The 16136-nt window shown below is 70.6% G+C and carries 14 protein-coding genes and 2 tRNA genes; 4 read left to right on the top strand and 12 right to left on the bottom strand.

All coding sequences use genetic code 11. From position 1 onward, the window contains the following. Positions 1–51: 51 nt before the first annotated feature. Positions 52–1518: a catalase gene (locus VT50_RS30155; protein ID WP_046090405.1), complete on the bottom strand. Its 1467-nt coding sequence runs from the start codon at positions 1516–1518 to the stop codon at positions 52–54. Positions 1519–1680: 162 nt separating this feature from the next. On the opposite strand from VT50_RS30155, the gene VT50_RS30160 reads away from it, so the two are divergent. After that, the gene (locus VT50_RS30160; protein WP_046090406.1) at positions 1681–2094 is read left to right on the top strand and encodes a Fur family transcriptional regulator; all 414 of its coding nucleotides are present in this window, start codon (positions 1681–1683) and stop codon (positions 2092–2094) included. A 64-nt stretch (positions 2095–2158) separates the two neighbouring features. On the opposite strand, the gene VT50_RS30165 is transcribed toward VT50_RS30160, so the two are convergent. The 4 genes from VT50_RS30165 to VT50_RS30180 all read right to left on the bottom strand — a co-directional run bounded on the left by VT50_RS30165 (position 2159) and on the right by VT50_RS30180 (position 7609). Beyond that, positions 2159–2235 (bottom strand) — tRNA-Met (locus VT50_RS30165). A gap of 236 nt (positions 2236–2471) precedes the next feature. Continuing rightward, positions 2472–4319, bottom strand: coding sequence for a tetratricopeptide repeat protein (locus VT50_RS30170; RefSeq protein ID WP_046090407.1), 1848 nt, complete (start codon positions 4317–4319; stop codon positions 2472–2474). Positions 4320–4517: 198 nt separating this feature from the next. Further along, a tRNA-Met gene (locus VT50_RS30175) sits at positions 4518–4591 on the bottom strand. Between the two features lie 69 nt (positions 4592–4660). Beyond that, positions 4661–7609, bottom strand: a complete 2949-nt coding sequence (locus VT50_RS30180) for a UPF0182 family membrane protein (RefSeq protein WP_075200570.1) — start codon at positions 7607–7609, stop codon at positions 4661–4663. A 134-nt stretch (positions 7610–7743) separates the two neighbouring features. Here VT50_RS30180 and VT50_RS30185 point away from each other — a divergent pair, with 134 nt between their 5' ends. Continuing rightward, the gene (locus VT50_RS30185; protein ID WP_046090409.1) at positions 7744–8307 is read left to right on the top strand and encodes a PPA1309 family protein; all 564 of its coding nucleotides are present in this window, start codon (positions 7744–7746) and stop codon (positions 8305–8307) included. A 19-nt stretch (positions 8308–8326) separates the two neighbouring features. Here VT50_RS30185 and VT50_RS30190 read toward each other — a convergent pair whose 3' ends face one another. The 4 genes from VT50_RS30190 to VT50_RS30205 form a co-directional block, all read right to left on the bottom strand. Continuing rightward, on the bottom strand, positions 8327–9421 hold the full coding sequence (locus VT50_RS30190) for a YlbL family protein (protein WP_046090410.1): 1095 nt from the start codon (positions 9419–9421) through the stop codon (positions 8327–8329). An 80-nt stretch (positions 9422–9501) separates the two neighbouring features. After that, positions 9502–9684: a hypothetical protein gene (locus VT50_RS40690; protein WP_046090411.1), complete on the bottom strand. Its 183-nt coding sequence runs from the start codon at positions 9682–9684 to the stop codon at positions 9502–9504. 182 nt (positions 9685–9866) lie between these two features. Then, the gene (locus VT50_RS30200) at positions 9867–10334 is read right to left on the bottom strand and encodes a molybdenum cofactor biosynthesis protein MoaE (RefSeq protein WP_046090412.1); all 468 of its coding nucleotides are present in this window, start codon (positions 10332–10334) and stop codon (positions 9867–9869) included. 140 nt (positions 10335–10474) lie between these two features. Then, positions 10475–11584 carry an NAD-dependent epimerase/dehydratase family protein gene (locus tag VT50_RS30205; protein WP_046090413.1) on the bottom strand — a complete coding sequence of 370 codons (1110 nt, stop codon included), beginning with the start codon at positions 11582–11584 and terminating at the stop codon, positions 10475–10477. 191 nt (positions 11585–11775) lie between these two features. Here VT50_RS30205 and VT50_RS30210 point away from each other — a divergent pair, with 191 nt between their 5' ends. Beyond that, complete coding sequence (locus VT50_RS30210; protein ID WP_046090414.1) at positions 11776–13254, top strand: zinc-dependent metalloprotease; 1479 nt, start codon at positions 11776–11778, stop codon at positions 13252–13254. Then, positions 13251–13778 (top strand): NUDIX hydrolase, encoded by a 528-nt coding sequence (locus tag VT50_RS30215; protein ID WP_046090415.1) that lies wholly within the window; start codon positions 13251–13253, stop codon positions 13776–13778. Before VT50_RS30210 ends, VT50_RS30215 begins: the two co-directional genes overlap by 4 nt. A gap of 94 nt (positions 13779–13872) precedes the next feature. Here the strand turns inward: VT50_RS30215 and VT50_RS30220 are convergent, their stop codons facing one another. The 3 genes from VT50_RS30220 to VT50_RS30230 all read right to left on the bottom strand — a co-directional run. Then, positions 13873–14631, bottom strand: a complete 759-nt coding sequence (locus tag VT50_RS30220) for an AIM24 family protein (protein WP_046090416.1) — start codon at positions 14629–14631, stop codon at positions 13873–13875. A gap of 16 nt (positions 14632–14647) precedes the next feature. Next, complete coding sequence (locus VT50_RS30225; RefSeq protein WP_046090417.1) at positions 14648–15331, bottom strand: AIM24 family protein; 684 nt, start codon at positions 15329–15331, stop codon at positions 14648–14650. Positions 15332–15342: 11 nt separating this feature from the next. Next, positions 15343–16136, bottom strand: a 794-nt coding sequence (locus VT50_RS30230; protein ID WP_143645299.1) for an AIM24 family protein, incomplete at its 5' end; no start/stop codon positions are given.

The following is a 16136-nucleotide window of genomic DNA, read 5'->3' on the forward strand; positions in this document are numbered from 1 at the left end:
GGCCGGAGCCCCACGGCGTCCGGCCTCTTCGGTCAGTACGGCAAGCGTCCGTCAGCCGCGCAGGGCCTGGACCGCGGTCTCCAGCCGCTTGCCGTAGTCCGCGTCCGCCTTACGGAAGTTCTCGATCGCACGCTGTGCGATGTCATCGCGGGAGACCTTGGCGATGAACTGCGCCAGATTCTCGATCAGGCGCTCCTTCTCGTCGTCCGACATCAGCCGGTAGAGGTCGCCCGCCTGGACGAAGTCATCGTCCTCGGCGTGCGGGGGCGCCTCGTGGTCCCCGGTCCGGCCGGACACCGGGTACGGCTGCCACGGCGCCCGGCCGGTCTCGGCCGGGCCGCCGAAGCTGTTGGGCTCGTAGTTCTTGGCGCCCGCGTGACGGCCGTCGTACAGGAAGCCGTCCCGGCCGTACGTGCGCGCCTCGGCCGCGTGCGGACGGTTCACCGGCAGGTGGTCGGCGTTGATCCCGACCCGGTAGCGGTGGGCGTCGCCGTACGCGAACAGCCGGCCCTGGAGCATCTTGTCCGGGGACGGACCGATGCCCGGCACGAAGTGGGCGGGCGAGAAGATCGACTGCTCGACCTCGGCGAAGATGTTCCGCGGGTTGCGGTTGAGCTCCAGCTTGCCGATCTCGATCGGCGGGTAGTCCTCGTGCGGCCAGACCTTGGTCAGGTCGAAAGGGTTGAAGCGGTAGTTCGCCGCGTCGGCCGCGGGCATGATCTGCACCTGCACGGTCCAGGTCGGGAAGTCGCCCCGCTCGATGGCCTCGCGCAGATCGCGCTGATGGCTGTCCGGGTCCAGACCGGCCGTCTCGGCCGCCTCTGCGGTGGTGAGGTTCTTGATGCCCTGGTCGGTCTTGAAGTGGTACTTCACCCAGAAGACCTCGCCCGCGGCGTTGTTCCACTGGTAGGTGTGCGAGCCGTAGCCGTTCATATGGCGGTACGAGGCGGGGATGCCGCGGTCACCGAAGAGCCAGGTCACCTGGTGGGTGGCCTCGGGCGAGAGCCCCCAGAAGTCCCAGACGTTGTCCGCCTCCTGGGAGCCGGTGTACGGGTCGCGCTTCTGGGTGTGGATGAAGTCGGGGAACTTGATGGCGTCCTTGATGAAGAACACCGGGGTGTTGTTCCCGACCAGGTCGTAGTTGCCGTCCTCGGTGTAGAACTTCAGCGCGAAACCGCGCGGGTCGCGCACCGCGTCCGCCGAGCCGAGGTTGCCGGCCACCGTCGAGAAGCGCAGGAAGGTCTCGGTCTGCTTGCCGACCTCGGAGAGGAACGCCGCGCTGGTGTACTCCGTCACGTCCGCGGTCACGGTGAAGGTGCCGTACGCCCCGGCGCCCCGCGCGTGCACGATCCGCTCCGGGATCCGCTCGCGGTTGAAGTGGGCGAGCTTCTCGATCAGATGCTGGTCCTGGATGAGGACCGGACCGCCGACGCCCGCCGTCTCGCTGTTCTGGTTGTCCGCCACCGGAGCCCCGGACTCCGTGGTCAGCGGACCAGTGATGTTGTCCTGGACCGTCACGTGCGCCTCCTGCGTACTCGTGTCCTGTCCCTTGGCCTGGGGCTGGGCTCGATCTTACATTGGACATTGTCTAAGTCAAGAAGGCTTTGAGATTCGTACCCGATCTGGCCAAGGACTCATCCGCTGCTACCCTTGTCCTTATCTGACTGATAGGTGAATGGCATGAGTGACCTGCTGGAACGGCTCAGGGGACGCGGCTGGAGGCTGACGGCCCAGCGGCGTGTCGTCGCCGAGGTCCTCGACGGGGACCATGTGCACTACACCGCCGACGAAGTCCACGCGCTGGCGACCGAGCGACTGCCCGAGATCTCCCGCGCAACCGTGTACAACACCCTCGGCGAGCTCGTCACGCTCGGCGAGGTGATCGAGGTCAGCACGGACGGCAGAGCCAAGCGCTACGACCCGAACGCGCATCACGCGCATCAGCACCTGGTGTGTGCGCGCTGCGGCACGATCCGCGATGTCCACCCCTCCGGCGACCCGCTCGCCGACCTGCCCTCGAAGGAGCGGTACGGCTTCGCGATCTCCGCGGTCGAGGTGACCTACCGGGGGCTGTGCCCCGACTGCGCGGGCTGAGAACGCCACAGGCGGCGGCGATAGACGAAAGGCCCGGATCCTGGAGGATCCGGGCCTTTCGTCGTGGTAGCGGGGACAGGATTTGAACCTGCGACCTCTGGGTTATGAGCCCAGCGAGCTACCGAGCTGCTCCACCCCGCGTCGTTGTGTAGCAACCTTAACCCGGGGTGGACAGCAGGAGCAAACTGGTTACCGAGGGGCACCGCCGGTGGGCCGTCGCCAATGGCCGCCGTCGGTGCATCCGGCCCCGGGACTCCGTCGCGCGGCGCGATCAGCCACGATGGCGCCGCGGACGATCGACGGCGGCTCAGGGCCCTTCCAGCGGGCTCCCCGGCACGTTCAGCCGATCGCCCAAGCGCCTCCGGCCGCCCGAGCTCTTACGCCGTGAGCTCCTGCTGGAGCGCCTCCCGCAGCCGGGCCGCGCGCTCGGCCACCTCCGCGGGCCCCAGCTCGACCGCCCGCGCACACCACCGCTGCCCCTCGGCAAGTGCCCCGCGACGGGCCGCGAGCAGCGCGAGCCGCAGCGCGGCCCGGCCGTGCCCCGACTCGGCGGCGCGCGTCCACCACAGGGCCGCCTCCGGCTCGCTGCCCTCCCGGGCCAGCAGCAGGCCCAGGTTGAACGCGCCGTTGCTGCTGCCCGCCTCGGCGGCCATGCGGTACCAGCGCGCGGCCTCGACCACATCGCCGCGCGCGGCGGCGAACATGCCGACCCGCACCTGGGCCCGCCGGTGGCCCTGCCGCGCGGCGCGCTCGTACCACTCCTCGTACTCGGGGACGTGCGGCCCGGAGCCGTTGTCCGGCGGCGGGGTCGGGAAGCGGGTCCCGGACGAGCTGCCGAAGCCGGGGCCGGTCGCCGGGTCGCCGCCGACCGAGGAGCGGTCCAGCAGCGCGGCCAGCCGGAAGGCGCCCTCGGCGCTGCCGCCGCCGGCGGCGCAGCGCAGATGGCGCTCGGCGCCCTGGAGGTCGCCCTCCCGCTGGAGGGCCAAGCCGACCTGGAGCGCGGCCTCGGTGTGCCCGGCGGCCGCGGCCCGCTCGTACCACTGCCGGGCCGCCCGGTCCTCGCCCCGGCCCGCGTGCAGGATCCCCAGGTTGAACGCGGCGTCGACGCTGCCCGCCTCGGCCGCCTTGGAGAACCACGGCTCGGCGCCCGCCGCGTCGCCGCGCTGGAGCAGCATCACGGCGACCGCGTTGGCGGCCTCGCGGTGGCCCGCGTAGGCGGCGCGGCGGTACCACTGCTCGGCCTGGGCGGTGCGGCCCTGCTCGGCACAGAGCAACCCGAGGTTGTAGGCGCCGTTGATGTCCCCGGCGTCGAGCGCCGCGCGGTACCAGCGCTCGGCGGTCTGGGTCTCGCCACGGTCGGCGTGGAGCGCGCCCAGCGCGTTGGCGGCGTTGCCGTCGCCGTCCTGGGCCGCCCGGTGCCACCAGACGGCGGCGCTGTCGGTGTCGCCCGCGTCGCGCAGCAGGAAGCCCAGCGCGCAGGCGGCCCGGGCCTCGCCGTCCTTGGCGGACATCAGGTACCAGCGCCCGGCCTCCTTGGTCTCACCGCGCTTCTCCAGCAGCGTGCCGAGGTGGAGGGCGGCGCGCCGGTGGCCGCGCGCGGCGGCCTGCCGGTACCACTGCCCGGCCTCCTCCCGGCCGCCCCCGTCGGCGCCGCGGCGGCGCTCGGCCGCCGGCTCGTCCCCCTCGTCGCCGCGGTCGTCGAGGATGCGGGCGAGTCGGTACGCGGCCTCGCGGTGGCCGCGCTCGGCGGCCGTACGGAACCAGCGCTCGGCCCCGATGTCGCTGCGGTGCTCCAGCAGGTCGCCCAGCGCGTACGCGCCCAGGGTGTGGCCGGATTCGGCGGACTGGCGCAGCCAGTACTCGGCGGCGGGCTCGTCGCCCCGCTCGCGGTGGTGGCGGCCCAGGGCGTGGGCCGCGGCGGGGGATCCGGCGACGGCGGCTATCCGCCACCATCCGGCGGCCTCGTCGGCGTAGCCGCGCTGGTGCAGCAGCACGCCGAGGTTGTTGGCGGCGGCGCGATCGCCCGCCGCGGTGGCTCCCCGCAGATGCGGTTCGGCGCCGTCGAGGTCGCCGCGGCGCAGCAGCAGCGCGCCCAGTGCGCTCATCGCGTCGGTGTCACCGGCCTCGGCGCCACGACGGTGCCGGGTCTCCTCCGCGGCATCGTCGTGCGTGTGCGCAAAACGCCCTGTCTCCAACAGACTGACCCTGTCCCCCATAAATCCCATCGTGGCATCACCCGCATCCGGCGTACACCTGGTATACCGCAGCCGAGGAGGTCACTTCAGCGTTTTGTCGACATGCCCACAGAGAGACAACCCAAACGCTTGTATCCGCATTCCCCGAGTGGACGCTTCTTCAACACACACGCCCGTACAACACACAACGAGGCCCGGATCCTTGCGGATCCGGGCCTCGTCTTTCAGTAGCGGGGACAGGATTTGAACCTGCGACCTCTGGGTTATGAGCCCAGCGAGCTACCGAGCTGCTCCACCCCGCGCCGTGGTGGGACCACCGTACCACGGCGCGAGGGGTCGGCCGCCCGGCCGTTCTCGCAGGTCGTCGAGGGTCAGCCGCCCTTCTTGTCGGAACCGCCGCCGGCGCTCTGACTCTGTGGCTGGTTCTGCTTCTGCCCCTGCTTGTCCCCTGACTTGTCCTGCGCCTTGGCCGCGCGGTCCAGCGCGTCCTTCAGGTCCTCCTGGGCCCTGCCGTAGGCCTCCCAGTCCTGCGGCTCCTTCTGGAGGGCGTCCTGGGCGTCCTGATAGGCGTCCTGGGCATCCTTGAGGGCGTCCTTCACCGTGGGGTTGGTGCTCGATGGCGGTTTCTCCCGGCCACCGTCGCCCGGTGGCTGCTGTTCGGACGACTCGCCGAAGACGGCGTCCAGGGCCTCGCCCAGGGTGTCCTTGAAGACGGTCTCCTTGCCGTAGGAGACGCCGACCTTCTTCAGCAGCGGGTAGTTGGCGCTGCCACCGCGGGCGTAGACGGGCTCGATATAGAGGAAGCCGTTGTCCAGTGGCACGGTGAGCAGATTGCCGTACTCGATGTCGGAGTCGGTGCCCCTGAGGTTCCGGACGAACTCGGCGACCTCCGGATCACCGTTGAGCTCGCTCTGCACCTGTTGTGGACCTGGCACGTTGGAGGTGACCTTGAGCAGTCTTATCGTGCCGTAGTCCTTACTGTTGGCATCCGCGTCGATCGACATGAACGCCCCCAGGTTGGGACGCCCGTTGGGGGTGAACGTCGTCGTCAGCGAGAACGTCTGCCCCTTCTGGTCGGGCATCTGCATGCTCAGGTAGTACGGCGGCACCGCGTTCCCGTCCTTGTGGGTCGGGTCCTCGGGCACCTGCCAGGCGTCACTGCCGCTGTAGAACTGCGTGGGGTCGGTGACGTGGTAGCGGGTCAGCAGCTCGCGCTGGACCTTGAACAGGTCCTGCGGATACCGCAGATGTTCCATCAGATCGCCGCTGATCTTCTCCTTGGGCTCGACCGTGCCCGGGAACGCCTTCTCCCAGGTCTTCAGGACCGGGTCCTTGGAGTCCCACTCGTAGAGCTTGACGGTGCCGTCATAGGCGTCCACGGTCGCCTTGACCGAGTTGCGGATGTAGTTGACCTTGTTCTGCTGCGCGACCACCGAGCGGTCGCCGTCGCTCAGGGAGTCGGCCGTGCTGTCGCCCAGGGTCGTCCGCGAGGCGTACGGATAGCCGTTGGTCGTGGTGTAGGCGTCCACGATCCACTTGATCCGGCCGTGGACCACCGCCGGATAGGCGTCACCGTCGATGGTCAGCCACGGAGCCACCTTCTCGACGCGCTCCTTGGGGGTGCGGTTGTACAGGATCCGCGAACCGTCCCCGATCGCGCCCGAGTAGAGGATCTGGGGCTCGCCGAACGCCACCGCGTAGGCGGCGCGGTTGACCGGGTTGGAGAGGCTGACCCCGCTCTTGCCCCGGTAGCTCGTGGTCCGCTCGCCGTTCTTCTCGTAGTCGAGTTCCTTCTGAGGGCCGCCGACTATCGAGTACTGGTCGGTCTTCTCGCCGTAGTAGACCTGCTGCCGGTAGGTGCCGACACCGCCGCCGCTGGAGCCCTTGGTGGGCAGCCCGGACTCGGTGAAGTCCGGCGAGCCCGCCGGGTCCGCGTTTGGATCGGGCGTGCTGCCCTTCGCCGCCACCATGCCGTAGCCATGGGTGTAGGTGAAGTGGTCATTGATCCAGTTCCGCTTGGGGATGCCGCTGAGGTTCAGCTCGCGCACACCGACGACGGTGTCCTGCTCCTTGCCGTCGGCGCCCTTGTAGCGGTCCACGTCGAGCGTCGAGGGGAACTGGTAGTACTTACGCTCCTGCTGGAGCTGCTGGAAGGTCGGCGAGATGACGCTGGGGTCCATCAGCCGGTAGCTGGCCGCCGAATTGGCGTCCTTACGGAGCTTATCGCCGCCGCTGTCGCTGTCGTTCTTGCCGGAGTAGTCCGCCACCTTGGAGTCATCGATGCCGTAAGCCTCGCGCGTGGCCTCGATGTTCTTCTGGATGTACGGCGCCTCCTTGGCCTGCTCGTTCGGCTGGACCTGGAACTTCTGGACGATCGCCGGGTAGAGCCCGCCGATCAGGATCGCCGACAGCACCATCAGCCCGAAGCCGATCACCGGCAGCTGCCAGGTGCGCCGCCACAGCGTGGCGAAGAAGAGCAGCGCGCAGATCGCCGCGATGCAGAACAGGATCGTCTTGGCGGGCAGATAGGCGTTGGCGTCCACGTAGCGCAGACCCGTCCAGTTGCCCGTCGCCTTGAAGTCGCTGGACTTCACCGCGAGGCCGTAGCGGTCCAGCCAGTACGCCACCGCCTTGAGCGCCACGAAGACGCCCAGCAGCACCGACAGATGGCCGGTGGCCGCGGCGGTCGCGCGGGCGCCGGGGCTGGTGACCCGCAGCCCCCCGTAGAGGTAGTGCACCAGGGCGGCGGCGATCAGCGAGAGCACCGTGGCCGCGAAGCCGAAGCTCAGCAGGAAGCGGTACCAGGGCAGATCGAAGGCGTAGAAGGCCACGTCCTTGTGGAACTGCGGGTCCTTCTGGCCGAACGGCACCCCGTTGACCCACAGCAGCCAGATCCGCCACTGGCCGGCCGCCGAGGCGCCCGCGATCAGCCCCACCAGGGCGGTGACCGCGAGCAGCACCCACTTCTTGAACGGGGCGATGCCCATCCGGTAGCGGTCCAGGCTCTGCTGCTCCATGGACATCGCGCTCAGCGGCGGCCGCAGCCGGTGGGCCAGCCAGATGTTGATCCCGACGGCCGTGGCCATCAGCACGCCGAAGACGAAGAACAGCCCGATCTTCGTCTTCAGGGTGGTACTGAAGACGGAAGAGTAATGAAGCGAGCGATACCAGAGCCAATCCGTCCAAAATCCGGCAAACATGACAAAGAGCATGGCCAACACGGCCAGCACGCCCAGGGTCATGAGCAGGGTCCTGGCACGCCGGGACGGACGGCCGACTCTCACCCGCGGCCCCGTGGGGCCTCCGCCGCGGTCCGGCATCTGGAAAGCCAAGGTGCGCACCTCGAAGTTCGCTGTCGACTGAGGAGCCCTGAACTCCAGGGCCCACCTGATGCAACTTACTCAGGCTTTACTCAGTTCCCGTTTCCGGGTCCGAACAGGGCACGATATGAACCATGTCCAACGCAACCCCCGGCACCGACCCGCTGGCCTCGAATCCCCTGACCCGAGCGGTCCTCGAAATCGACGAGTACGCCTCGGGGCTCGGCTGGGACCAGCCCGCCCGGCTCTTCGCCCTCGTCGACACCGCACGGCTGCGCACCGAGGAGCCCGGCCTCGCCGCTCAGCTCGGCCTTGACGAGGACCGCGAGGAGACCGCCTCCCTGACCCCCATCGAGCAGGACGAGCTGCCCTCCGGCGCCCCGCTGGACGAGTTCCTCGCCACCATCGCCTGGCCGGACGCGGTGACCGGCTGCGCCCTGACCGTGGAGCGGCAGATGCTGCCGCCGTCCGCCGAGAGCTCCGTGCCCGAGGGCCTGGACGAGGCGGCGCTCGCCAAGTGGGTCGCCGACCATCCGGACCGCCAGGAGGTCCGGATGACCGTGGCCGTGCTGCGGGACGGCGCGCGCGAGTCGGCCCTGCGGCTGCGGGACAAGGACTCCACGGCCGAGGTGCTCACCGGGGCCGGTCTGGTGCCGGGGCTGGCGGACGCGCTCGACGCCACGTTCGCCACCGACTGATCCGCGAGGGGGACGCCGCTCAGCCCGTCGCGCACTTCGGCAGACCGGCGGTGTCCCCCTTACGGATCTTCTTGAGCGCCGTAAGGGCGTCGTCGATCGTGTGCACCTTGACCAGCCGCAGCCCGCTCGGCACGTCCTTGGCGGCGGCCGCGCAGTTCTCCTTGGGCGTGAGGAAGTAGCGGGCGCCCGCCTCGCGCGCGCCGATCGTCTTCATCTCGATGCCGCCGATCGGGCCGACCGTGCCCTTGTCGTCGATCGTCCCGGTGCCCGCGATGAACTTCCCGCCGGTGAGATCGCCGGGCGAGAGCCGGTCCACGATCCCCAGCGCGAACATCAGACCGGCGCTGGGCCCGCCCACGTCCGCCAGCTTGATGTCGATCCGGAACGGGAAGGTGTAGTCGACCCCGGCCTGGATGCCCACGATGGCGCGGGCCCGGCCCGAGTCCGCCTTCGTGGTGGTGACGGAGACGCGCCGCTCGCCCGTGGGCTGCTTGCCGCTCTTCTCCGCCGCCGCCACGTTCTTGGCCGGGACCACCGAGAAGACCACCTTCTGGCCCGGCTTGTGCTTGGTGACGAGCTTGGCCACGTCATCGGGCTCGCGCACCGCCGTGCCGTCCACCGACTTGATCACATCGCCCGCGTGCAGCTTTCCCTGGGCCGGGGCGCCCTTCTGGACGGCGCCGACGATGACATGCGCGGTGACCGGCTTCTTCAGCGACCGCAACGCCGCGACCTTGGCGGACTCCTGGGACTCGGTGAACTCCTCGGCGTTCTGCTGGTTCACCTGGTCCGGGGTCTTGTCGTCCGGGTAGAGGGTGCTGTGCGGCACGACCACGTCATCGTGCGCCAGCCAGCCGTAGACGGCCTCCACGAGGTTCATCCGGTACTCGGAGCCGGTGACCCGGACCGTGGTCATGTTCAGATGCCCGCCGGTGGTCTCACAGCTCTTGCGGCCGGAGATCTGGAGCACGCACTCCCCGTTGTGCTCACCCAGCGTGTTGTACGTCGGCCCGGGCGACATCTCCGCGTACGGCACCGGGATCAGCACTCCGGCGCAGAGCAGCGCGATCAGCATCAGAAGGGAGGCGAGCATCGTCGCGGTGCGGCGTGGCATGGAACGACAGTACGGGACGCGTCCGTCAGTCCACCGTCGGGGCCGTCCGTACGAGGGGCGGCGCGGACGGGGCGACGGCCTCAGGCCGCGGCGTCCGAATCGGAGGGCTGGCGCTCCATCGCTTCGCGGAAGCGGGCGTACCCGGCCAGCTCAGCCACATCCCCCCCGGACTTCCGTTTACCCGCTCGGGCGGCTATGCCCGCGTATATCGCCGCGCCTATCGCCGCGAACAACGGAATCAGCAACCAGAGAAGCGCAGCCACAGCAGCCTCCCGACCCCTTGGAAAATCGCGGTTCAGGACCGCAACTGACAGATGAGCAGATTAATCCTCTGCCAGGTCAACGCTTACGGCAGGGTGGGGGTTACGCAAGCGGAGTGCACCCTTCCGTGCCCCCATGCGCATGCGCATTCCCCCTGTGCGCCCACCCATTCCTCGGTGCCGTCCTACGCGCCCACCCATTCCTCCGTGCCGTCCGCGAACGTCTGGTGCTTCCAGATCGGCACCTCGCTCTTGAGGTCGTCGATCAGCCTGCGGCAGGCCGCGAACGCCTCCGCGCGGTGCGGACAGGAGACGGCCACCACGACGGCCAGATCGCCGATCGCCAGATCGCCCACCCGGTGCACGGCGGCCAGCGCACGCACCGGGAAGTCGGCCACGACCTTCTCGGCCACCCGGCGCAGCTCGGCCTCGGCGGTCGGGTGCGCGGAGTAGCCGAGGGCGCCGACATCCGCGCCCCCGTCGTGGTTACGCACGGTGCCCACGAACAGCGCCGTGCCGCCCGCCGCGGCATCGCCCACCGCTCCGAACACCTCGTCCACGGACAGGGGCGTGTCACGGACGGCGAGCAGCCGGATAGGGTGAGCGGCCGCGAGCTCACCGGGGTGATCGTACGAATGTGCCATGTCGTCCATCGTGCCGTACCGTCCCGCCCTCAGGGGAGCAATGGGCCACCGGATTACCGGATCCCGGAAAAAACTTTCCGGATTCTCTCGCCTCGGCCTCCGCGACTTGCCTCAGGCTCTGCGGCTTGCCTCAGGCTCCGCGGCTTGCCTCAGACCCGGCGGCGCGCCTTACGGGCACGGCGCACGATCGCCGCGGTGCCCACCAGGGCCACGGTCGCGCCCGCGGCGCCGAGCGTCGTGGCGTCCTTACGGCCGAGACGCCGCCCCGCGACCGTATGGCGGCCGGCGACCTCCTCCAGCAGCTCCGCCAGGACCTCCTCATTGGTCCAGCGCGGCCGCCAGCCCGCCGCGTGCAGCCTGCTGCCGCTGACCGCCCAGGGGTGCATCGTGTACGCGAGATCGCCCGCCGGGGACGGCGTCAGACCGAGCCGGTGCAGCCGGGAGGCGGCGCCCAGGGCGACCGCCGAGGGCAGCTCCATGCGCCGGATCCCGGACAGCTCCTCGACCTCCTCCTGCTCCAGCCAGCCCTCGCACCCGACCGCCAGCTCGCCCTCGACCTTCTCCAGGGCGGCGTACTCCAGCGCGCCGACCAGGTCCTCCATATGGCAGAACTGCCAGGTGGGACGGGATCCGGCGACGACCAGCAACCGCGGTGACTCGAAGTAGCGGGTGAGCGCGGTGTCCGTGCCGCCGACCAGGAGCGCCGGGCGCACCACGGTCACATTCAGCCCCGGATGCGCCCGGGGCGCGCGCTCCCCGAGCCGTTCGATCTCCAGGAGGTCACCGACGCCCGTGGCCTCGGCGGTCGCCCGGAGCTCCGCGTCCTCGGCGAGCGGCACGGCGTTGTCGGGAAGCGCCCCGTAGACCATCGCCGAGGTGCACAGCACCACCCGGCGCACCCCGGCCGCGGCGGCGGCCGTGAGGACCGTCTGGGTACCGCGCACGTTGTAGGCGGTGCGGGCGGCGGGGTCGGTGCCCAGATCCAGGTCGACGGCGAGGTGGACCACCACCTCGGCGCCGCGCAGCTTCTCGGCGATGGCCGGATCTCGGACGTCCAGCACATGCCACTGCGCCTCGGTCACCTCACCGCGGCGCTCGTCGATGGCCAGGACCTGCTTGACCTCTTCGGACTCCGCGAGCCGCTGCGCGAGCAGGGCACCTGGGCCCGAGGCGGCGCCGGTCACCGCCACGACGGGTCGTCGTGCGGTGCGGGCCGTATCGTTTCGCGCAGCGCGAACTTCTCGGTCTGGGGAACTCACCGGGCGTCTCCAGCGGTTGTCTTCAGTACGCAGCGCATGCACGCATACGTACCAGGTGACGTCCATCCTGCCGCAGGGCGGCGATCAGCGAAGCACCGAGCCCGGAAACCGGCGAGGTGTCTAGGCTGGGTGGTGATGTCGGGCATCCGCCACCGGCCCGGGGCCGGTGGCCCAACGAGCCGAGGGAACCCGTGAGTGACACCCCATTCGGATTCGGCCTTCCGCCGGAGGAGCCGGAGGACGGCGACGACGGCAAGAAGAAGGGCGGCCAGGGCGGCGAGCAGGGCCCCGCGGATCCCTTCGGGTTCGGCGGCGGGACCGGCGGAGCGGGCGGCGCGGAGAATCCGTTCGCCGCGATGTTCGGCTCCCTGAACCCTGGCGACCTGGGCGCCGCCTTCCAGCAGCTCGGCCAGATGCTCTCCTACGAGGGCGGCCCGGTGAACTGGGACATGGCCAAGGACATCGCCCGCCAGACCGTCGCGCGCGGCACCGCCGACGGCAGCAAGGACGAGAGCGTCGGCCCCGCCGACCGCGCCGCGGTCCAGGAGGCCGTGCGCCTCGCGGACCTGTGGCTGGACGGCGCCACGTCACTGCCCTCGGGCTCGGGCACCGCGGTGGCCTGGAGCCGCGCCGAATGGGTCGAGGCGACCCTGCCGGTGTGGAAGGACCTGGTGGATCCGGTCGCCGAGCGCGTCGGCACCGCCATGGGCGATGTGCTGCCCGAGGAGATGCAGGCCATGGCGGGCCCGCTGCTCGGGATGATGCGCTCCATGGGCGGCGCCATGTTCGGCACCCAGATCGGACAGGCGCTGGGCGTGCTGGCCGGCGAGGTGGTCGGCTCGACCGACATCGGGCTGCCGCTGGCCCCCGCGGGCAAGGCGGCCCTGCTGCCGGTCAACATCGCGGCGCTCGGCTCCGGCCTCGGCGTGCCCAAGGAGGAGGTCCGGCTGTATCTGGCGCTGCGCGAGACGGCCCACCAGCGGCTGTTCGCCCATGTGCCGTGGCTGCGCTCGCACCTCTTCGGCGCGGTCGAGGGGTACGCCCGCGGCATCAAGGTCGACACCGCCAAGCTGGAGGACGCGGTCGGCCAGCTCGACCCGACCCACCCCGAGCAGCTGCAGGAAGCGCTCCAGCAGGGCATGTTCCAGCCCGAGGACACCCCCGAGCAGAAGGCCGCACTGGCGCGTCTGGAGACCGCTCTGGCGCTGGTGGAGGGCTGGGTGGACGCGGTGGTGCACGCCGCCGCCAAGCCGCATCTGCCGTCCGCCGACGCCCTGCGCGAGACGCTGCGGCGGCGCCGGGCGAGCGGTGGCCCCGCCGAGCAGACCTTCGCCACGCTGATCGGCCTGGAGCTGCGGCCGCGCCGGCTGCGGGACGCCTCCCGGCTGTGGGCCTCCCTCACCGACGCCCGCGGCTTGGAGGGGCGCGACGGCCTGTGGGCGCATCCGGACATGCTGCCGACGGCGCAGGACCTCGACGACCCGGACGGCTTCGTCCACGGCGAGCAGCTGGACTTCTCCGAGCTGGACAAGATGCTCGGCGAGGCGGCGAGCGGTGATGAGGACCGTAAGGAGGACCGTAGGGGCGACTCCGGGGGTCCAGACCTACGTAAGGGCCGCGAGAGTGACGACCACCGCGAGGGCGGCGACCGGGGCGACGGCGAGAAGTGAGTCTGCACCAGGACGCGGCGCGGGTGCTCACCGAGTGGCCCGCGCCCGATGCCGCCCAGGAGCGGCTGCGGCGGCTGTACGGCGACCATCTGGCCGCGTATCCGGACGGCATGTGGAAGGCGTGCGGGGACGGGCACATCACGGCGAGCGCGCTGGTGATCGACCCGGACCGGGAAAAGGTGCTGCTCACCCTGCACCGGAAGCTGCGGATGTGGCTCCAGATGGGCGGCCACTGCGAGCCGGACGACGCCACGCTCGCGGGCGCGGCGCTGCGCGAGGCCACCGAGGAGTCCGGGATCGCGGGGCTGACGCTGCTGGCGGGCGGCCCGGTGCGGCTCGACCGGCACCAGACCCCCTGCGCCTGGCACCTGGACGTCCAGTACGCGGCGGTGGCGCCCCGGGGCGCGGTGGCGGCGATCAGCGATGAGTCGCTGGAGCTGCGCTGGTTCGGCTACGACGAGGTGGCGGACATGGCCGACGAGTCGGTGCGGCGCCTGGTGACGCGCACCCGCGCACTGCTCTGAGGAGCCTTGGGGAATCGGGGCGCCGGTTGGGGTGTGGCACGACCGCGGACCCGGTGGGCCCGCGGCCGCCGTGCTCCATCAGCGGTGACCCCGGTCAGTTGCTGAAGATGTTGCCCTGGTTCTGACCGCGGGCGCCCTGCTGGCCCATGCCGAACTGGGCGGCCACGCCGCCCCCGACCACCGCGTTCTGCGGCGGGAGCAGTTCACTGGGCTGCACCAGGGCGTAGCCCTGGCCGAGGAAGCTGAGCTCCCAGCCCTCGCCGGTGTTGCCGCGCCGCCGCCAGACGCCCGAGGAGTGCGTCTGCGCCTGCATCTGGACCCGCAGCGAGCTGGACCAGGCGACGATGGCATCCGCGTCGGCGTTGACGTATTTGTCCGGGGTGACCTGGAGCAACAGCGGCTGCCCCGAGGTCATCAGCGCCAACTTGCCCCGGCCGGAGATGTTGAGGTTGTACTTGCCGGACCCGGAGATCCCGAACTGGCTGTCCACCGCGATCGACTCCCAGTGGAGCGTGGAGTCCAGCGCGAGCACATAGGAGCTGTCGACGGTCAGCCCGTCGTGGTCCACCTCCATCACATGGATGTGCTGGGCGAGGTTGGCGAGGTAGACCGTGCCCTGCCCGGAGCAGCGCATCAGGTCCAGGCCCTCACCGGTGCGGCTCCGGGCCCTGCGCTGCCCGGGCGTCTGGTACTCGCCGTCGAACTCGATGAGCCCCTGATAGGCGACCATGCTGCCCTTACGGGCGAGCACATCCTCATGGCCGCTCAGGGCGACCCGCAGCAGGTGCGGGTTCTGAAGCGCGTAGCGATCCTGCGTCTGGGCCTCGGTGAAGGCGAAAAGCGGGCTCTGCATCTGGTGTCCCTCCCCCTCAGCCCCGGGCCCGGAGCCGGTCGGTGCTGTCCTCACTGGGCTGTACGACGACGAAGCCCTGCCCGGAGAAGCCGAGCTGATACGCCTCGCCGCTGCCCCGGCCGATCAGGGACGACGCCTTGAAGCTGCGCTTGCCCTTCACCTTGAGCCCGGAGGACCAGGCCACGAGCGCGTCCGGGTCCACATAGGTCTCGTCCTCGCCGCGGCCGCAGTCGACCACGATGGGGGTGCCGCGGGAGGTCAGGGCGACCCAGCCGGTGCCGGAGACGCCCACGTTGAACAGGCCCTGCCCGGCGAACTTGGCGATGCCCTTGACGCGTTCGACGCCCCACTGGAGGTGGGCGTCGAAGGCGAGGAGGTTGGTGCCGTTGACCGAGAGCGCGTCGCCGTTGAGGTTGATGCAGACGACGTTGGCCCCGTAGTCGGCGAGGTAGAGCAGCCCGTCGCCGCTGCACCGCATCAACGGGGCGCCCTCGCCGGTCAGCCACTGGGAGGCCATCTGCCGTACCGCGGGCGGGTTGGGCTCGTACTGCACGAAGCCCTCATAGGCCACCATCGAGCCGGTGCGGGCGAAGAGGTCCTGGCCGCTCTGCATGGCGACCTTGAGCATGCTCGCGCCGTGGTTCTCCATGCGGGCGGTGACCGGGGCGGGTGCGAAGCCCGAGATCATTTGCTGGTCCATACCGGGCTCCCTCAGACCTCGTGGGGCTGGACGACGATGAAGTTGCCGGGCGCGCCGCGGAACTGGAGGTTCACGGTCTCCCCACTGTGGCCGGGGTAGGCGCTGCGGCGCAGCCGCACCTGGCTGGAGATGATCACCTGGGCTCCGGCGGACCACGCCACGATGGCGTTGCTGTCGGCGAAGGTGGTCGGGGTGACGGGGAGGACGACCGGGGTGCCCTCGGTCTTCACCACGACGGTCCCGGTGCCCTGGAACTGCATGGTGAACAGCGCACCGCCGGGGATGCCGTGGCCCTCGATCCGGCGCACCTCGTGGTGCAGCGACTCGTCGAAGGCGAGCACGTTCTCGGCGGAGACGCAGATGGCGTCGCCCTGGAGCTCGATCGGGTGGAGCTCGGCGGCGTTCTCGGCGAGGAAGACCTGGCCCTGGCCGGTGCAGCGCATCAGCTGCATCTCCTGGCCGGTCGCGTTGCCGACGATCCGGCCGCGGAAACCGGCGCCCTTGTAGCTGAAGTCGACCTTGCCCTGGTAGAGCACCATCGCACCCTGGCGGGCGAGCACGGGCTGGCCGCCGACACCGAGGTCGACCCGCATCAGCCGGGTGTTCTGCGGCGTCCAGCGCTGGCCGGTGGGCGCCTCGCGGTACGTGGAGAGGGCGGCCTGGAGTCCGGGTGCGCCACCGCCCTGGGGGACGCCGCCCGTGGCCTGCGGCTGACCGTAAGGAGCGGGCTGTCCCGGCTGTCCGGGCTGGCCGGGGTAGGGCTGGGCGGGCGGCTGGCCGTAGGGCGAAGGGGCGGGCGGGGCCT

It is taken from the genome of Streptomyces antioxidans (genome assembly GCF_000968685.2).
Taxonomy (GTDB): Bacteria; Actinomycetota; Actinomycetes; order Streptomycetales; family Streptomycetaceae; genus Streptomyces; species Streptomyces antioxidans.

Coding starts and splice junctions, on each gene's coding strand:
- VT50_RS30160 (WP_046090406.1), top strand. CDS start 1,681: ATGAGTGACCTGCTGGAACGGCTCAGGGGACGCGGCTGGAGGCTGACG.
- VT50_RS30170 (WP_046090407.1), bottom strand. CDS start 4,319: ATGGGATTTATGGGGGACAGGGTCAGTCTGTTGGAGACAGGGCGTTTT.
- VT50_RS30180 (WP_075200570.1), bottom strand. CDS start 7,609: ATGCCGGACCGCGGCGGAGGCCCCACGGGGCCGCGGGTGAGAGTCGGC.
- VT50_RS30185 (WP_046090409.1), top strand. CDS start 7,744: ATGTCCAACGCAACCCCCGGCACCGACCCGCTGGCCTCGAATCCCCTG.
- VT50_RS30190 (WP_046090410.1), bottom strand. CDS start 9,421: ATGCCACGCCGCACCGCGACGATGCTCGCCTCCCTTCTGATGCTGATC.
- VT50_RS30200 (WP_046090412.1), bottom strand. CDS start 10,334: ATGGACGACATGGCACATTCGTACGATCACCCCGGTGAGCTCGCGGCC.
- VT50_RS30220 (WP_046090416.1), bottom strand. CDS start 14,631: ATGCAGAGCCCGCTTTTCGCCTTCACCGAGGCCCAGACGCAGGATCGC.
- VT50_RS30225 (WP_046090417.1), bottom strand. CDS start 15,331: ATGGACCAGCAAATGATCTCGGGCTTCGCACCCGCCCCGGTCACCGCC.